The organism is Cronobacter sp. JZ38, assembly GCF_008932145.1.
Lineage (GTDB): Bacteria > Pseudomonadota > Gammaproteobacteria > Enterobacterales > Enterobacteriaceae > Cronobacter > Cronobacter muytjensii.
Genome location: NZ_CP017662.1, coordinates 3,260,746 through 3,276,724, shown reverse-complemented (window position 1 = coordinate 3,276,724; position 15,979 = coordinate 3,260,746). Strand labels below are relative to the sequence as shown.

Sequence of the window (15,979 nt, the reverse complement as noted above, 5' to 3'; positions counted from 1 at the left end):
CCGCACAACAGCCTTTCAGCGGAGGCGGCGCGAATAAGGAAAAGCGCGCTTTTAACGGGCGCTGTGCGCTGACAAACAAAGCGCTGCGGGATTAACGTCTACAATAAGAAGAGGTTACCCATCCAGGAGGAGAAAGGCGATGAACAAGGTTGCGCAGTACTACCGTGAACTGGTGGCCTCGCTCACCGAACGCTTACGCAACGGCGAGCGCGATATCGACGCGCTGGTGGAGAGCGCCAGGCGGCATATAGCCCGCAGCGGCGAGCTTACCCGCACGGAGGAAGAGGAAGTGACCCGCGCGGTGCGGCGCGATCTCGAAGAATTCGCCCGCAGCTATGGCGAAAGCCAGGATGAGCTCACAGACAGCGTTTTTCTACGGGTAATAAAAGAAAGCGTCTGGCAGGAGCTGGCGGATATCACTGATAAAACCCAACTGGAGTGGCGCGAAGTCTTCCAGGATCTCAACCATCACGGCGTGTATCACAGCGGCGAGGTGGTGGGGCTTGGCAATCTGGTGTGCGAAAACTGCCATCATCATCTGGCGTTTTACACACCCGAAGTGCTGCCGGTCTGCCCGAAATGCGGCCATAACCAGTTCCAGCGTCGGCCGTTTGAGCCATAATCCACACGCCTGCCCGCGGGGCGCGTATCGCTGACGCCCCGCGAGCGCTGGCTGCTGTGTTACGATTTTTATTGCCCCTAAGCGCGATTTCCAGCACGTTGCGTATCGCTTACGGCATTCTGCCGTAAACGCTGTTGTCCTGCCCGCCGTCGATTGTGTTGACGCGTCTCGTCGTTATACTCACCCCTGATTTTTAATGGAAAACTCTTGAGGGAACAGTGAAACACGCATACTGGCTCGCAGCCGCGCTGCTGGCGCTGACCGCCTGCAACAAACAGGACACCTGGGAAAATAGCGACTATCTCATCAAAACGATTAGCGTTGATTATGACAATAAATCCCAGAACGGCACTGGAGCAGAAGGACATCCTGAGTTTCAGGCTGCTATTACAGAAGAAATACGCGGGCTTAAAGGGAAATTCTATTTTCACCTGAATAAGGACACGTTGACGTGGTATCAGGATACGCGGCCGCATACGGAGAAAATCGCGGATCGTCGGGTGCAGATTAACGGTATCTGGCACACACTCACGCGCGATGCGACGAGCAATATCGTGCGCGTCGTATCGGATAACACGGGTATGTGCGGGTTATACCGCTGTACGGTCACGATGGAGTTGACGCCTGCAAGCGCCGAGCCGGCACGGCTGGCGCGCCTGAAAGCACAGTTTCAGCAGACCGAACAGCGCCGTCTTGCTCAGACGCAGCGCCAGAAGGCGCAGGCGGAAGAGGCGCTACGCCATCCACCCGCAGGGTTTCTTGTCAGCCTGAATAACGATGCCGAACTGACGCTGCCCGACGCGATGATTCAAAGCCTGCAACGCTGGGAGTCTGGTATTTACAGCCGTCGTATTGGCAAGCTCAGCATCGACTGGCAAAACGAACATGATGAAATCTATTCGTTTACTAACCCGGCGCAAACCCTGCACGGTGAACTTATTATCGCACCGGGCGCGCAAGGCGATATTGAATTCGACCGCTGGCTGGCGTTGCAGGAGAGCGTGATTTACGCCTCGTCGCGCGGCGCGATTTATTATAATGCGCAGGGCTTGCCGGAGGCGTTTTATTACCACTATAACGCGGCGGCAAAACGCTATGTCATCGGCATCGCTAACAGCGAGTCTTTTGCGGATATCCTGACAACCTATTCGGTGTTACGCACGATGGATCCGGAATACCGCATGCAAAACGTAATTAAGATGGATGATCTGGCGCTGCCAGCGGCGGCGCTTGAAGAGCGAATGGGGATCACCGCCAGCGACCTGTTTGACTGCGCCCGATCCCGCCTGCTCATCCTCGATACCATAAATACGCTGCTGGCGGAGGCTGAGCGTGGCGAGAAAGCGACGCGTAACGTGCACCGCGTTCCCGCTCAGCTCAGCGGCGGCGGCCATGAGGATTATGCGAAGATGGTCATTCACCGTGGCACCCTGCGTGACGTGGCGGCGAAAACGCAGAAGGACTATCCGGGCGGCAGGTGGCTTAATGAAACTTACCTGTACCCGCAAAACGCGCAGTTTGACGGCGCCTACAGCTTCTTGCTGGAAAAAGATGGCCTGGTGTATGAGTTCTACGTGGATAACAGCGAGTATACGCAGGCGGAGCGGATGCTTTATCTGACGGTGCTAAGAACAATCGACGCCGCAGGTATTCATTCTCTGCCGGCGAGCAAGCGCGCTAACCTGTTTGCGCCGCAGAAACCGTAACAGACGCGCCGGCATACCGTGCGGGTATGCCGGCAGGGGCGTCATCAATGCAGGATTTTAGCGAGGAAGTCTTTCGCGCGTTCCGATTTGGGGTTGGCGAAAAACTCTTCTTTCGGCGAATCTTCCACAATTTTGCCTTCGTCCATAAAGATAACGCGGTGCGCAACCTTACGCGCGAACCCCATTTCATGGGTCACGACCATCATCGTCATCCCTTCCTGCGCCAGTTCAACCATCACGTCCAGCACCTCGTTGATCATTTCAGGGTCGAGCGCGGAGGTGGGTTCGTCAAACAGCATCGCCACCGGGTCCATACAGAGCGCGCGGGCGATCGCCACACGTTGCTGCTGGCCGCCGGAAAGCTGTGACGGGAACTTATTGGCATGAGCGGAAAGCCCGACGCGCTCCAGCAATTTCAGCCCTTTTTCGCGGGCAGCGGCTTTATCGCGCTTGAGCACTTTTACCTGCGCCAGCGTCAGGTTTTCGATGATTGAGAGATGTGGAAACAGCTCGAAGTGCTGGAATACCATGCCGACATGCGAGCGCAGCTGCGCCAGGTTGGTTTTTTTATCGTTGACGCGGGTGCCGTTGACGACAATTTCGCCCTGCTGAACAGGTTCGAGGCCGTTAACGGTTTTAATCAGCGTCGATTTGCCGGAGCCGGAAGGGCCGCACACCACCACGACTTCGCCTTTTTTTACGGCCGTGGAGCAGTCGGTAAGCACCTGAAAGTGACCATACCATTTCGAAACGTTTTTCAGGGTAATCATTATACAGTCCTTTTCTTCAGCCAGCTGACCAACAGCGATGCACTTAAACTAATGACAAAGTAAACGGCGCCTGCAAACAGGATCATCTCTACCTGCGTGCCGTCGCGCTCGCCAATCGTCGAGGCGGTGCGGAAGAAATCCGCGAGACTCAGCACGTAAACCAGCGAGGTATCCTGAAACAGCACGATGCCCTGAGTGAGCAGAAGCGGCACCATGGCGCGAAACGCCTGCGGCAGGATAATCAACTTCATGGATTGCCAGTGTGTCATCCCGAGCGCCAGCGCGGCGCTCGACTGGCCGCGCGAGATGCTCTGAATACCGGCGCGAATAATTTCCGAATAGTACGCGGCTTCAAACATTGAAAACGCCACCATCGCCGAGATGAGGCGGATATCGGTTTTTGGCGAGATGCCCAGAACATCCTGCAAAATGCCCGGCACAATCAGGTAAAACCACAGTAGCACCATCACCAGCGGAATAGAGCGAAACACGTTGACGTACGCCGTGGCGAACCAGGCGAACGGCTTAAACGTGGAGAGGCGCATGACCGCCAGCAGCGTGCCCCAGACGATGCCGATAATGACGGCCGTGACGGTGATTTTTAAGGTGATGACCAGCCCTGCCAGCAGATAGGGCATAGAGGGAACAATCGATCCCCAGTCGAACTCGTACATTATTTGCTCCCCATATTGCCCGGCAGGCGAACCTTACGTTCCACCAGATTCATGACCAGCATGATGACCGTATTGATAAATACATAGGCGAGCGTAATAGCCGTAAACGATTCCCAGGCGTGGGCGGAGTAGTCGAGCAGCTTGCCCGCCTGCGCCGCCATATCCACCAGACCGATAGTGGAGGCGATAGCTGAGTTCTTCACCAGGTTCATCATCTCGGATGTCATCGGCGGCACAATGACGCGATAGGCGTTAGGCAGCAACACATAGCGATAGGTTTGCGGCAGCGTCAGGCCCATCGCCAGCCCGGCGTTCTTCTGACCGCGCGGCAGCGACTGGATAGCGGCGCGCACCTGCTCGCACACGCGCGCGGCGGTAAACAGCCCCAGGCAGATCATCGACGAGAGGAAAAACTGTACGTTGGGATCAAGCTCTGCTTTAAACCACATGCCGAGATCTTCCGGCAGCAGCTCCGGCACCACGAGATACCAGGTAAAAAACTGGACGATCAGTGGAACGTTGCGGAAAAGCTCGACGTAGCAGGTGCCGATGGCGGAGAGAAAGCGGTTTGGCACGGTGCGCAGAATACCGAACAGGGAGCCGACGAGGAATGCGATTATCCAGGCGGTGATCGACAGCGCGACCGTTACCTGGAAGCCACTCCATAGCCAGCCTAAGTAGGTGGTGTTGCCGAACGGCGCATCCTGTAAAAAGATGCCCCAGTTCCAGTCTATAGACATAACGGACTCCGAAAAAAAGGGGGTAGCAGCGCTACCCCCTAAGATTGATGAGAAGCCTCTTGTATTCGCGCCGGATGGGGAACGGCCATCCGACGTATAGTCTGTCCGGGCTTCATGTCGTCAATCGTGAGGGCAGGGTGACCCGCCCCTTAATGGTTGTAATTAGTTAAGCGCTTTATCGTTAGGCTCTTTGAACAGGGCTTTCATGTCGTCGGAAAGCTCGAAGTTCAGGTTAAGGTTTTTCGGCGGAATCGGGTTTTTAAACCACTTATCAAACCATTTCGCCGCTTCGCCGGAGGTCTGCGCTTGGGCGATGGTGTCGTCTACGAGTTTTTTGAACGTCTCGTCGCCTTTACGCAACATGCAGCCGTAGGCTTCTTTGGATTGCGGCGTGCCGACAATTTCCCAGTTGTCCGGTTTCTTCGCTTTAGCGCGTTCGCCGGCGAGCAGAGCGTCATCCATCATAAAGGCCACCGCGCGGCCGCTTTCCAGCGTGCGGAAAGAGTCGCCGTGATCTTTAGCGCTGATGATGCGCATATCCATTTTCTTCTCATCATTGAGTTTATGCAGCAGCACTTCAGAGGTGGTGCCGGAGGTCACAACGACCGCTTTGCCTTTCAGATCCGGGAAATCTTTAATCGGGCCGCCCTTTTTCACCAGCAGGCGTGTGCCCACGACGAAAATCGTGTCAGAGAACGCGGCTTGCTTCTGGCGCTCCAGGTTATTGGTGGTCGAGCCGCATTCAAAATCAAAGGTGCCGTTTTGCAGCAGCGGGATACGGTTTTGTGACGTAATCGGGATCATCTTGACCTGCAGATCCGGCTTGTTGAGCTGTTTTTTAACGGCTTCAACGATAGCGTTGGAGTAAGCCTGCGAGTAGCCGACCACTTTTTGCTGATTGTCGTAATAGGAGAAAGGAACTGAGGATTCGCGATGGCCGACGACAATAACGCCGTTCGCTTTGATTTTATCCAGCGTACTTTGACCGCTGCTCGCTTCTTCCGCATGGGCCAGACCTGCGCTCAGCCCCATTACCAGCATTGCTGCGGTCAGTTTACGTAACTGCATATCCAACTCCTTTATCGCGGCGCCAGAGACGCCATTGATACCCAATTGTGAATGTGTGTTGTTATATCCTGCCGTCCCGCCAGCAGCGTTAGTACCGTGTTGGTACCATTTAGCCTGGCTGGATGTAAATAATTTGCTGTGAATTTGTTTATTTTTGCGAAGCGCGCCGCACCAATTAGAGGCAAAAATGCGGCGTTGCACTAAAGTGGTGCCGCAAAAGTTTTTTACTGGTGCAAAGGCCGCCTCTGCATCGCCTGTTAAGGCGTTTCAGCTAAATCATTGGATTAACTAAAGCAAAGGATATGCCAGGAAAGAAAAAGGCCAGCATAGCTGACCTTTTTTAGCGTGGTTTACGCGCGTCTGCGTCTGCCGAGGCTTATCAGCACCGCCGCGAAGCCGCCAAGTGCGACGATAATCCAGATAATCGCATTGCCGAAACGGGCATACGGCGTAAGCCCGCTGGTGGGCGTGACGGAGGCGTTTAACACCTCGCGGGTGAATTGCGGAATGATGGACTGGACGTCGCCGTTTGCGTCAATCACCGCTGTGACGCCATTGTTAGTGCTACGCAGCAGCGGACGCGCCAGCTCCAGCGCGCGCATGCGCGCCATCTGGAAATGCTGCCACGGGCCGATGGAGTGACCGAACCAGGCATCGTTTGAAATCGTCAGCAGGAAATCGGTGTCCGGACGGAAGTTATCACGCACCTGTTCGCCGAGAATGATTTCATAACAGATAGCCGCCGTCAGCTTCATACCGTGGGCCTGCAACTGCGGTTGCAGATAGGGCCCACGGCTGAATGACGACATCGGCAGGTCGAAGAATGGCGCCAGTGGCCGCAGGATGGATTCCAGCGGCACAAACTCGCCGAACGGCACCAGATGATTTTTGTGGTAGCGGTTGGCGGAATTGTAGCTGTAGGGCGTATCGGCGCCGAGCGTAATAATGGTGTTATAGGTGTCGTAACGGTTTTTCTCGTTAAGACGCGCATCCACCACGCCGGTTATCAGCGTCGCGTCATTCGCGCGCAACACCGTGTCAAGATCGTGCAGGAATTGCTGCTGGTTGCTCTCTAAATCGGGAATAGCGGATTCCGGCCAGATAATCAGCCCGGCTTTGCCGAGTTGCTGGCGCGTGGCGTTGAGATAGATACGCAGCGTATTCATCAGCTCGCCTTCATCCCATTTCATAGACTGCGGAATATTGCCCTGCACCAGCGACACGTTGATTGCGCGCTCGGCGTGCGGCTGATACCACTGGATATAGCGCAGCGGGAAGGGGAGCGCGAACAGCACCAACGCGCAAACGGCGGGCTTCCAGGCGCGACGCGCCAGCGCCAGCGTCAGAAGACCGCTGACGGCCATCAATAAGAAGTTGATCGCCTCGACGCCCATTACCGGCGCCAGGCCTTTCAGCGGGCCGTCTATCTGGCTGTAGCCGAACTGCAGCCACGGGAACCCGGTCAGCACCCAGCCGCGCAGAAACTCGGTGAGATGCCAGACGACCGGCGCGGCGATAGCCACACGCAGCCAGCAGGTTTTCGGCCACAGGCGCGCCAGCACGCCGGCGAAAAGACCGGTGTAAAGTGACAGATAGGCGGCAAGCAGCACGACCAGCGCCACATTGACCGGGCCCGGCATACCGCCAAACTGGGCGATGCTGACATAGACCCAGTTCACACCGCTGCCAAACAGGCCAATCCCCCAGGCAAAACCAATCGATGCGCTTTGCATCGGGCGACGGTTAAGAGTGAGCCCCTGGAGGCCCATCAGCGAAATAAGGGCGGCGGGCCAGATATCGTAAGGGGAAAAGGCCAGCGTTCCGCTGGCACCGAAAAGCAGCGCCAGCAGCAGACGCACGCGCTGGCGTTCAATCATTGAGGCAAGAGCCATTCCATTAGTCTTCCAGTTTAGGCTGCGGCGAGTTTTCCGGCATTCTGACGTGGACCTGGATAATACGACGGCTGTCCGCCATGGCAACTTTAAACTGGTAACCATCGATATCGATGGTCTCTCCGCGCGCAGGCAGATGGCCAAACGCCTGCATGACAAGACCGCCGATGGTGTCCACTTCTTCATCGCTGAACTGGGTGCCGAAGGTATCATTGAAATCTTCGATGGACGCCAGCGCGCGTACGGTCCAGGTATGACGGCTGAGCTGACGGAAATCGATATCTTCTTCGTCGTCATATTCGTCTTCGATTTCGCCGACGATAAGCTCAAGAATATCTTCGATGGTCACAAGACCTGACACGCCGCCAAATTCGTCAATCACGATAGCCATGTGATAGCGCTGGGAGCGGAACTCTTTCAGCATCCGGTCGACCCGTTTGCTTTCCGGCACGACAACCGCCGGGCGCAACACTTTATCCATGCTGAAAGCGTCGGCGTCGCTGCGCATAAACGGCAGCAGATCCTTGGCCATCAAAATCCCTTCAATGTGATCTTTGTCTTCGCTGATCACCGGAAAACGCGAGTGCGCCGATTCGATAATGACGTCGAGACATTCATCGAGGCTCTGGTTGCGTTTGAGGGTGACCATCTGAGAACGGGGGATCATGATGTCGCGCACGCGCTGGTCGGCAATATCCATTACCCCTTCGAGCATGTCGCGCGTATCCTGATCGATAAGCTCGTTCTGCTCGGAATCACGGATAAGCTCAAGCAGTTCATCACGGTTTTTCGGTTCACCGTGGAAAAGCTGGCTTAAGAGGAGGGAGAAAAATCCCTTTTTGTTAAGTGAGTCGCTACTGTGTGAGTTGTCGTCGCTCATGGCGTTAATTCAGGGTTCTCATGTTGGTGGATGTGTCGCCCGCGGCGGGAAATACACGCCGCAGCAATAGAAATCACTGGCGGCAGCGGACTGCCGCACAGATTACGCTTTCTCGGCAATGTACGGATCGTCAAAGCCCAGGGCAAGCATTATCTCGGTTTCGATGCCTTCCATCTCTTCGGCTTCGTCATCCTCGATATGGTCATAGCCCAGCAGATGCAGACTGCCGTGCACGACCATGTGCGCCCAGTGGGCTTCCAGCGGCTTTTCCTGCTCCTGCGCCTCGCGCTCTACCACCTGGCGACAGATGATAAGATCGCCAAGCAGCGGCATCTCAATGCCGGGCGGCGCTTCAAACGGAAACGACAGCACGTTGGTGGATTTATCTTTGCCGCGGTAGGTCAGGTTTAAATCGTGACTTTCTGCTTCATCCACCAGACGTATCGTCACCTCTGATTCTTCCTGAAATTGTGGGATGACGGCATTCAGCCATGTCTGAAACTGGGCTTCATCCGGCAAACCGGAGGTCTCTTCGCAGGCAACCTGCAAATCAAGGATCACCTGACTCATTTACTCTCCTGCGTGCCAGCGGCCAGCGCCTGGGCTTCGCGTTTACGTTCCGCCGCCTGTTCGGCCTTGCGTTTCTGATCGGCCTCTTCCCAGGCTTCATAGGCGGTGACGATACGTGCGACCACCGGGTGGCGCACCACGTCTTCGCTATGGAAGAAGTTAAAGCTAATCTCTTCCACTTCTGACAGCACTTCGATGGCGTGACGCAGACCGGACTTCAGGTTTCTCGGCAAGTCGATTTGCGTGACGTCGCCGGTGATCACCGCTTTGGAGTTAAAGCCGATACGCGTCAGGAACATCTTCATCTGCTCGATGGTGGTGTTCTGGCTCTCATCAAGGATGATGAATGCGTCATTCAGCGTACGGCCGCGCATGTAAGCCAGCGGCGCGACCTCAATCACGTTGCGCTCCATTAGCTTTTCTACGCGCTCAAAACCTAACATCTCAAACAGCGCGTCATAGAGCGGGCGCAGGTACGGGTCAACCTTCTGGCTGAGATCGCCTGGCAGGAAGCCGAGCTTTTCGCCCGCTTCGACCGCCGGACGGGTCAGCAGAATGCGCCGGATCTCCTGGCGCTCCAGCGCGTCCACGGCTGCGGCAACCGCGAGATATGTCTTACCGGTACCGGCAGGGCCGATGCCAAAAGTGATGTCGTGGTCAAGAATGTTGGCGATGTACTGCGCCTGGTTCGGCGTACGGGGTTTAATCACGCCGCGCTTGGTCTTGATGTTGACCGCTTTGCCGTACTCCGGCACGCTTTCAGCGCTCTGTTCGAGTACGCGAAATTCTTTGATAGCCAGATGGATCTGTTCCGGCTCAATTTCTTTGATTTCGCCACGCATCGGCGCGGTATCGACATACAGATGGCGCAGAATATCTGCCGCGGCGCTGACGCAAATCGTGCGGCCGGTCAGTTTAAAGTGGTTGTCGCGACGGGCGATTTCTATGCCGAGGCGTCGTTCCAGCTGTTTGATGTTGTCATCAAAGGGTCCACAGAGGCTAAGCAGACGAGCGTTGTCTGCCGGTTCCAGCGTAAATTCACGAGTTTCTATATTCAAACTTGTCCTCTTGGTCACACAGGGCCAGTTAAGGTGAATAAAATGCCTGCTGATTTTCTCAGGGCCTTAGAGAAATTATTCACGGCGAGGGAAAAAGGCGCAAGCGACAACCCGGATATTTGGGTGACGCCTTCAGAATACAAGAGCGGATGCGTGAAAAATAAGCGTATGCCGCAGCGGGGCGGCATACGTGAGACGGCGGGTTAAGGCTGGAAAATACCGACGCCGAGTTCGTTCTCTTTACGCGTGCGGGCGATGATCGCTGCCGGAGATTCGACCACGCGCAGGCCCATCTCTTCCTCGGTGCGGATAACCTTGCCGCGCAGAGAGTTCGGGAACACTTCGGTGATTTCTACATCGACGAATTTGCCAACCATGTCCGGCGAGCCTTCGAAATTGACCACGCGGTTGTTTTCGGTGCGTCCGGACAGCTCCATGATGCTTTTACGCGACGTGCCTTCCACCAGGATGCGCTGGGTGGTGCCGAGCATTCGACGGCTCCAGGCCATTGCCTGCTGGTTGATGCGCTCCTGCAGAATATACAGACGCTGCTTTTTCTCTTCTTCCGGCACATCGTCCACCATGTCGGCGGCAGGGGTACCCGGGCGTGCCGAGAAAATAAAGCTGTAGCTCATGTCGAAATTGACCTCGGCAATCAGCTTCATGGTCTGTTCGAAATCCTGCTGGGTTTCGCCCGGGAAGCCGACGATAAAGTCTGAGCTAATCTGGATATCCGGACGTGCGGCGCGCAGTTTGCGGATAATCGCTTTGTATTCCAGCGCGGTGTGGGTGCGCCCCATCATGTTCAGCACACGGTCGGAGCCGCTTTGCACCGGCAGGTGCAGGAAACTGACCAGTTCCGGCGTATCGCGATACACCTCGATAATATCGTCGGTGAATTCGATCGGGTGGCTGGTGGTGAAGCGAATACGATCGATACCGTCGATAGCGGCTACCAGGCGCAGCAGATCGGCGAAGGTGCCGGTAGTGCCGTCATAGTTTTCACCGCGCCAGGCGTTGACGTTCTGCCCCAGCAGGTTGACTTCACGTACGCCCTGGGCGGCAAGCTGTGCGATTTCCAGCACGATATCATCGCTCGGGCGGCTGACTTCTTCGCCGCGGGTGTACGGAACCACGCAGTAGGTGCAATATTTGTTACAGCCTTCCATGATGGAAACGAACGCCGTTGGGCCTTCCGCGCGTGGCTCAGGCAGACGATCAAATTTTTCGATTTCCGGGAAGCTAATGTCAACAACCGGACTGCGGGTGCCTTTCACCTGGTTGATCATTTCCGGCAGGCGGTGCAGGGTCTGTGGCCCGAAAATGATGTCGACGTAGCGGGCGCGATCGCGAATATGATCGCCTTCCTGAGAGGCCACGCAGCCGCCCACGCCGATAATCACTTCCGGATTTTTTTCCTTTAACGTTTTCCAGCGACCTAACTGATGGAAAACCTTCTCCTGCGCCTTCTCACGGATCGAGCAGGTATTCAGCAGCAGAATATCTGCTTCTTCCGCCACGTCGGTCAGCGTAAAGCCGTGCGTGGTTTCCAGCAGATCGGCCATCTTCGATGAATCGTACTCATTCATCTGACAGCCCCAGGTTTTGATATGGAGTTTTTTTGTCATTGACTTGCCATTGCTCAGTTAAAGCCACTCATTTTGGCCGCGTATTGTAATGCTTTGATGTGTTCGTGACCAGTGGCGAGGCAAAGACGTCAGGCGGCGAAAAATCCGGTAAACTGAAGGAAGACTGCTTAAGGATAAAATGACCATGATAAATCAACCAATTGAAGTCGCCGTCGTCGGCGGTGGCATGGTGGGCGCCGCTGCCGCGCTGGGGCTGGCGAAAAATGGTTTTCAGGTAGCGGTGGTGGAGCATGCCGCGCCGCCCGCGTTTTCGCCACAAAGCCCGCCTGACGTGCGAATTTCTTCCATTAGCTGCGCCTCAGTGGATCTTCTGCGGGGGCTGGGCGTGTGGCAGCGGGTGCTGGCGATGCGCGCGCATCCTTATCGTCGCCTCGAAACCTGGGAGTGGAACGAGGCGCGGGTGGAGTTCAGCGCTGACGAGCTGCAACTGCCTGAGCTCGGTTACATGGTAGAAAACAACGTGCTGCAACGCGCGTTGTGGGAGGCGCTGGAGGCGCATCCGGCCGTGAGGCTGCTATGTCCCGCGACGCTCACGCAGATGACGCCGACGCAAAACGGTTATCAGCTGGCGTTAGATAATGGCGAAACGCTCCAGCCACGGCTGGTGATTGGTGCCGATGGCGCGAGCTCGCAGGTGCGCAAATGGGCCGGGATAGGCGTTAACGCCTGGCAATATCAGCAGTCGTGTTTGCTCATCAGCGTGCAGTGCCAGCTGCCGCCCGGCGACAGCACCTGGCAGCACTTTACGCCTGACGGGCCGCATGCGTTTCTGCCGCTGTTCGATAACTGGGCTTCGCTGGTCTGGTATGACCGTCCGGCGCGCATTCGTCAGTTGCAGGCGATGAATATGGCGCAGCTCGGGCGCGAAATCGCAGCGACGTTTCCGTCGCGGCTCGGCGGCGTGACGCCGGTCGCCTGCGGCGCGTTTCCGCTGGTACGCCGCCATGCGCTGCGCTACGTGCTGCCGGGCGTCGCGCTGGTGGGCGACGCCGCGCATACCATTCACCCGCTGGCGGGGCAGGGCGTGAATCTCGGCTACCGGGATGTCGATGCGCTGCTGAAGGTGGTGATTGACGCCCGCAATGCGGCGCAAGACTGGGCTTCTGTCGATGTACTGAAGCGCTATCAGCGCCGCCGGATGCCAGATAACCTGATGATGCAAAGCGGTATGGATCTCTTCCACGCAGGCTTTACCGCGAAGCTCAAGCCGCTGCGCGTACTGCGTAATCTGGGGCTTATCGCTGCCCAGCGGTCGGGCGTGCTGAAGCGCCAGGCGCTACGATATGCGCTGGGTTTATAATTTCATAGTTACAACATACTTATTGCTGTCGTAAAAGAGATGACGGAGGCGTTAGCGCCGTCATCGCCTGACGGCGGTGAACGAGGGGAGTAAAAAGGCCTGCATGTGCGGGCTTTTTTTATTGAGCGATTCAGCCAGAGAGCGACAGGGTTTGTGAAGCGCGCTGAAGAGAGCCGTACATGTCGGGCGCAGAAAAGAAAAAAGCCTGCTTTCGCAGGCTTTTAAAGAGTGGCTGGGGTACGAGGATTCGAACCTCGGAATGGTGGAATCAGAATCCACTGCCTTACCGCTTGGCGATACCCCAACAAAATGTTGGTGCTGAATTGTCAGTTAAAGGAAGAAACAAAGAACCTTTAACCTGTGCGTTTAGCTTCTTGCCAACCGCTTCTTCAAAGTGGCTGGGGTGCAGGGATTCGAACCCCGGAATGGCGGAATCAGAATCCGCTGCCTTACCGCTTGGCGACACCCCAAGAAACTCTTGCGAACTTTACTTCGCGCTATCTCGCATAAACACTGCAAGATGCTTAAATATGGTGGCTACGACGGGAATCGAACCTGTGACCCCAGCATTATGAGTGCTGTGCTCTAACCAGCTGAGCTACGTAGCCAAATTTTATTGCTTTACCAGCCATAACGACTGGCTGGGGTACCTGGATTCGAACCAGGGGATGCCGGTATCAAAAACCGGTGCCTTACCGCTTGGCGATACCCCAACGACCACTGCGCTATACGCAAAAGTCGAAGAAATATGGCTGGGGTACCTGGATTCGAACCAGGGAATGCCGGTATCAAAAACCGGTGCCTTACCGCTTGGCGATACCCCATCCGTGCAACGCTAACCCGGGAATGGTGCGGGAGGCGAGACTTGAACTCGCACACCTTGCGGCGCCAGAACCTAAATCTGGTGCGTCTACCAATTTCGCCACTCCCGCAAAAAAGATGGTGGCTACGACGGGAATCGAACCTGTGACCCCATCATTATGAGTGATGTGCTCTAACCAGCTGAGCTACGTAGCCATCTTTTTTCGCGTTACCTTATCGGCGTTGCGGGGCGCATTATGCGTATTGGGCCTGGAAGCGTCAACACCTTTTTTGGCGAAAATCGACGTATTGTGACTGTTTGACTAGCTTGCGAACAGCTTGATGCAATATTCGTCGATTCCGGTTGATTTATCCACTAAGTCAATGGAAAACGAGCCACTGTCTGAACAACGTTGTGCCAATAAAAAAAACGGGCCGCGAAGGCCCGTTGTTCATTTAAGGAGTACTCATTTATAGGCGGACTGGTGTACACCCACCGCGCGGCCTGACGGATCGTTCATGGTTTTAAACGCTTCGTCCCATTCGATGGCTTTCGCAGAAGAGCAGGCGACAGACGGCCCGCCCGGCACGCACTCCGCCGCGCTCGGCACCGGGAACAGCTCTTCGAAAATCTCGCGGTAGAGATACGCTTCTTTCGACGACGGCGTGTTGTACGGGAAGCGGAAGCTGGCCGTGGCTAATTGCTGATCGGTGACCTGCTCAGCGGCCACTTCTTTCAGCGTATCGATCCAGCTGTAGCCGACGCCGTCAGAGAACTGCTCTTTCTGACGCCACGCCACGCTGGCTGGCAGGTAAGATTCAAAACATTCACGCAGGATATGTTTTTCCATTTTGCCGTTGCCGCACATTTTATCCTGCGGGTTGATGCGCATCGCCACGTCGAGGAATTTCTTATCAAGGAACGGTACGCGCGCTTCGACGCCCCAGGCTGACATCGCCTTGTTTGCACGGGCGCAGTCAAACATATGCAGTGCCTGCAGTTTACGCACGGTTTCTTCGTGCAGTTCTTTCGCGTCAGGCGCTTTATGGAAGTACAGATAGCCGCCGAATACCTCATCAGACCCTTCACCCGAAAGCACCATTTTAATGCCCATCGCTTTGATCTTACGGGACATTAAATACATCGGAGTTGACGCGCGAATGGTCGTCACATCGTACGTTTCAATGTGGTAAATCACATCGCGAATCGCATCCAGCCCTTCCTGAACGGTAAAATGAATTTCATGGTGCACCGTGCCGAGGTGGTTCGCCACTTCCTGCGCCGCTTTCAGATCCGGCGAGCCTTCAAGACCGACGGCAAAAGAGTGCAGCTGCGGCCACCAGGCCTCGGAACGCTCCTGATCTTCCACGCGACGCGCCGCGAATTTCTTGGTGATCGCAGAAATCACCGATGAATCCAGACCGCCGGAGAGCAGCACGCCGTAAGGCACGTCTGACATCAGGTGGCTTTTCACGGCGTCTTCCAGCGCCTGACGCAGTTCGGCTTTATCCGTCACGTTGTCTTTTACCGCCTCATAGTCAAACCAGTCGCGCTGGTAGTACTGGCGGATTTCGCCGTCCTGGCTCCACAGATAGCTGCCCGCCGGGAATTCTTTAATGGTGCGGCACACCGGCACCAGCGATTTCATCTCGGAAGCGACATAGAAGTTGCCGTGCTCATCGTGGCCCATATAGAGCGGGATGATCCCGATATGGTCACGGCCAATCAGGTACGCGTCTTTTTCGCTGTCATAGAGCACGAAAGCGAACATGCCCTGTAACTCGTCGAGAAATTCCGGGCCCTTTTCCTGATACAGCGCCAGGATAACTTCGCAGTCAGAACCGGTCTGGAACTGGAAACGGTCGCCATATTCCGCACGCAGCGCCTGATGGTTGTAAATCTCGCCGTTCACGGCCAGTACATGCGTTTTTTCGGTGTTGTAAAGCGGTTGCGCGCCTGCGTTGACGTCGACAATAGAAAGACGTTCATGCGCGAGAATAGCTTTATCGCTGGCGAAAACGCCGGACCAGTCCGGGCCGCGGTGACGCATCAGGCGTGACAGCTCAAGTGCTTTTTTACGCAGCTCAACCGCATCGGTTTTGATATCCAGCACACCAAAAATAGAACACATAGAAAACTCCGTTAACCCTGGCGGTGATGTTGTGTTGTCTGTCTGCGAGGCGTTGCGGTTTATGCAATTTTTCCGCTTCAGCCTCCGTTGTTGATTAAGAAAATGCCGTAATTCATA

14 protein-coding genes and 7 tRNA genes are annotated in these 15,979 nt (G+C 55.7%); 4 read left to right on the top strand and 17 right to left on the bottom strand.

Annotated features, from left to right (window positions below):
* Positions 1-139: 139 nt before the first annotated feature.
* Together BJP61_RS15585 and BJP61_RS15580 are read left to right on the top strand one after the other, a co-directional pair.
* Positions 140-622, top strand: coding sequence for a zinc ribbon-containing protein (locus BJP61_RS15585; protein ID WP_075192212.1), 483 nt, complete (start codon positions 140-142; stop codon positions 620-622).
* A 218-nt stretch (positions 623-840) separates the two neighbouring features.
* Positions 841-2,328, top strand: coding sequence for a hypothetical protein (locus BJP61_RS15580; RefSeq protein WP_171998660.1), 1,488 nt, complete (start codon positions 841-843; stop codon positions 2,326-2,328).
* A 44-nt stretch (positions 2,329-2,372) separates the two neighbouring features.
* Here the strand turns inward: BJP61_RS15580 and BJP61_RS15575 are convergent, their stop codons facing one another.
* From BJP61_RS15575 to BJP61_RS15540, 8 genes are all read right to left on the bottom strand, one after another.
* Positions 2,373-3,098 (bottom strand): amino acid ABC transporter ATP-binding protein, encoded by a 726-nt coding sequence (locus BJP61_RS15575; protein ID WP_007699518.1) that lies wholly within the window; start codon positions 3,096-3,098, stop codon positions 2,373-2,375.
* Positions 3,098-3,772, bottom strand: a complete 675-nt coding sequence (gltK, locus tag BJP61_RS15570; RefSeq protein WP_038864141.1) for a glutamate/aspartate ABC transporter permease GltK — start codon at positions 3,770-3,772, stop codon at positions 3,098-3,100. The genes BJP61_RS15575 and gltK overlap by 1 nt, the downstream gene beginning before the upstream one ends.
* Entirely contained in the window at positions 3,772-4,512 is a 741-nt protein-coding gene (locus BJP61_RS15565; protein ID WP_075192214.1) for an amino acid ABC transporter permease, read from the bottom strand. The genes gltK and BJP61_RS15565 overlap by 1 nt, the downstream gene beginning before the upstream one ends.
* 162 nt (positions 4,513-4,674) lie before the next feature.
* On the bottom strand, positions 4,675-5,580 hold the full coding sequence (locus BJP61_RS15560; RefSeq protein WP_038864138.1) for an amino acid ABC transporter substrate-binding protein: 906 nt from the start codon (positions 5,578-5,580) through the stop codon (positions 4,675-4,677).
* A gap of 350 nt (positions 5,581-5,930) precedes the next feature.
* Complete coding sequence (gene lnt / locus BJP61_RS15555; protein WP_171998659.1) at positions 5,931-7,472, bottom strand: apolipoprotein N-acyltransferase; 1,542 nt, start codon at positions 7,470-7,472, stop codon at positions 5,931-5,933.
* A gap of 4 nt (positions 7,473-7,476) precedes the next feature.
* Positions 7,477-8,352, bottom strand: a complete 876-nt coding sequence (gene corC / locus BJP61_RS15550) for a CNNM family magnesium/cobalt transport protein CorC (RefSeq protein ID WP_007710647.1) — start codon at positions 8,350-8,352, stop codon at positions 7,477-7,479.
* A gap of 102 nt (positions 8,353-8,454) precedes the next feature.
* Positions 8,455-8,922, bottom strand: a complete 468-nt coding sequence (gene ybeY, locus BJP61_RS15545) for an rRNA maturation RNase YbeY (protein ID WP_038864134.1) — start codon at positions 8,920-8,922, stop codon at positions 8,455-8,457.
* On the bottom strand, positions 8,919-9,980 hold the full coding sequence (locus BJP61_RS15540) for a PhoH family protein (protein WP_038864133.1): 1,062 nt from the start codon (positions 9,978-9,980) through the stop codon (positions 8,919-8,921). The genes ybeY and BJP61_RS15540 overlap by 4 nt, the downstream gene beginning before the upstream one ends.
* A gap of 42 nt (positions 9,981-10,022) precedes the next feature.
* Here BJP61_RS15540 and BJP61_RS15535 point away from each other — a divergent pair, with 42 nt between their 5' ends.
* Positions 10,023-10,187 (top strand): hypothetical protein, encoded by a 165-nt coding sequence (locus BJP61_RS15535; protein ID WP_171998658.1) that lies wholly within the window; start codon positions 10,023-10,025, stop codon positions 10,185-10,187.
* Here the strand turns inward: BJP61_RS15535 and miaB are convergent.
* Positions 10,184-11,608: a tRNA (N6-isopentenyl adenosine(37)-C2)-methylthiotransferase MiaB gene (gene miaB, locus BJP61_RS15530; protein ID WP_038864132.1), complete on the bottom strand. Its 1,425-nt coding sequence runs from the start codon at positions 11,606-11,608 to the stop codon at positions 10,184-10,186. The genes BJP61_RS15535 and miaB overlap by 4 nt on opposite strands.
* A gap of 145 nt (positions 11,609-11,753) precedes the next feature.
* On the opposite strand from miaB, the gene ubiF reads away from it, so the two are divergent.
* Positions 11,754-12,929, top strand: a complete 1,176-nt coding sequence (gene ubiF, locus BJP61_RS15525; RefSeq protein ID WP_171998657.1) for a 3-demethoxyubiquinol 3-hydroxylase — start codon at positions 11,754-11,756, stop codon at positions 12,927-12,929.
* Between the two features lie 229 nt (positions 12,930-13,158).
* Here the strand turns inward: ubiF and BJP61_RS15520 are convergent.
* The 8 genes from BJP61_RS15520 to asnB all read right to left on the bottom strand — a co-directional run bounded on the left by BJP61_RS15520 (position 13,159) and on the right by asnB (position 15,862).
* Positions 13,159-13,233: transfer RNA gene (locus BJP61_RS15520), tRNA-Gln, on the bottom strand.
* A gap of 91 nt (positions 13,234-13,324) precedes the next feature.
* Positions 13,325-13,399 (bottom strand) — tRNA-Gln (locus tag BJP61_RS15515).
* 61 nt (positions 13,400-13,460) lie between these two features.
* A tRNA-Met gene (locus tag BJP61_RS15510) sits at positions 13,461-13,537 on the bottom strand.
* A 30-nt stretch (positions 13,538-13,567) separates the two neighbouring features.
* Positions 13,568-13,642 (bottom strand) — tRNA-Gln (locus BJP61_RS15505).
* 36 nt (positions 13,643-13,678) lie between these two features.
* Positions 13,679-13,753: transfer RNA gene (locus BJP61_RS15500), tRNA-Gln, on the bottom strand.
* Positions 13,754-13,776: 23 nt separating this feature from the next.
* Positions 13,777-13,861, bottom strand: a tRNA-Leu gene (locus tag BJP61_RS15495).
* 8 nt (positions 13,862-13,869) lie between these two features.
* Positions 13,870-13,946 (bottom strand) — tRNA-Met (locus BJP61_RS15490).
* A gap of 251 nt (positions 13,947-14,197) precedes the next feature.
* Positions 14,198-15,862: an asparagine synthase B gene (gene asnB, locus BJP61_RS15485; protein WP_171998656.1), complete on the bottom strand. Its 1,665-nt coding sequence runs from the start codon at positions 15,860-15,862 to the stop codon at positions 14,198-14,200.
* Positions 15,863-15,979 lie beyond the last annotated feature (117 nt).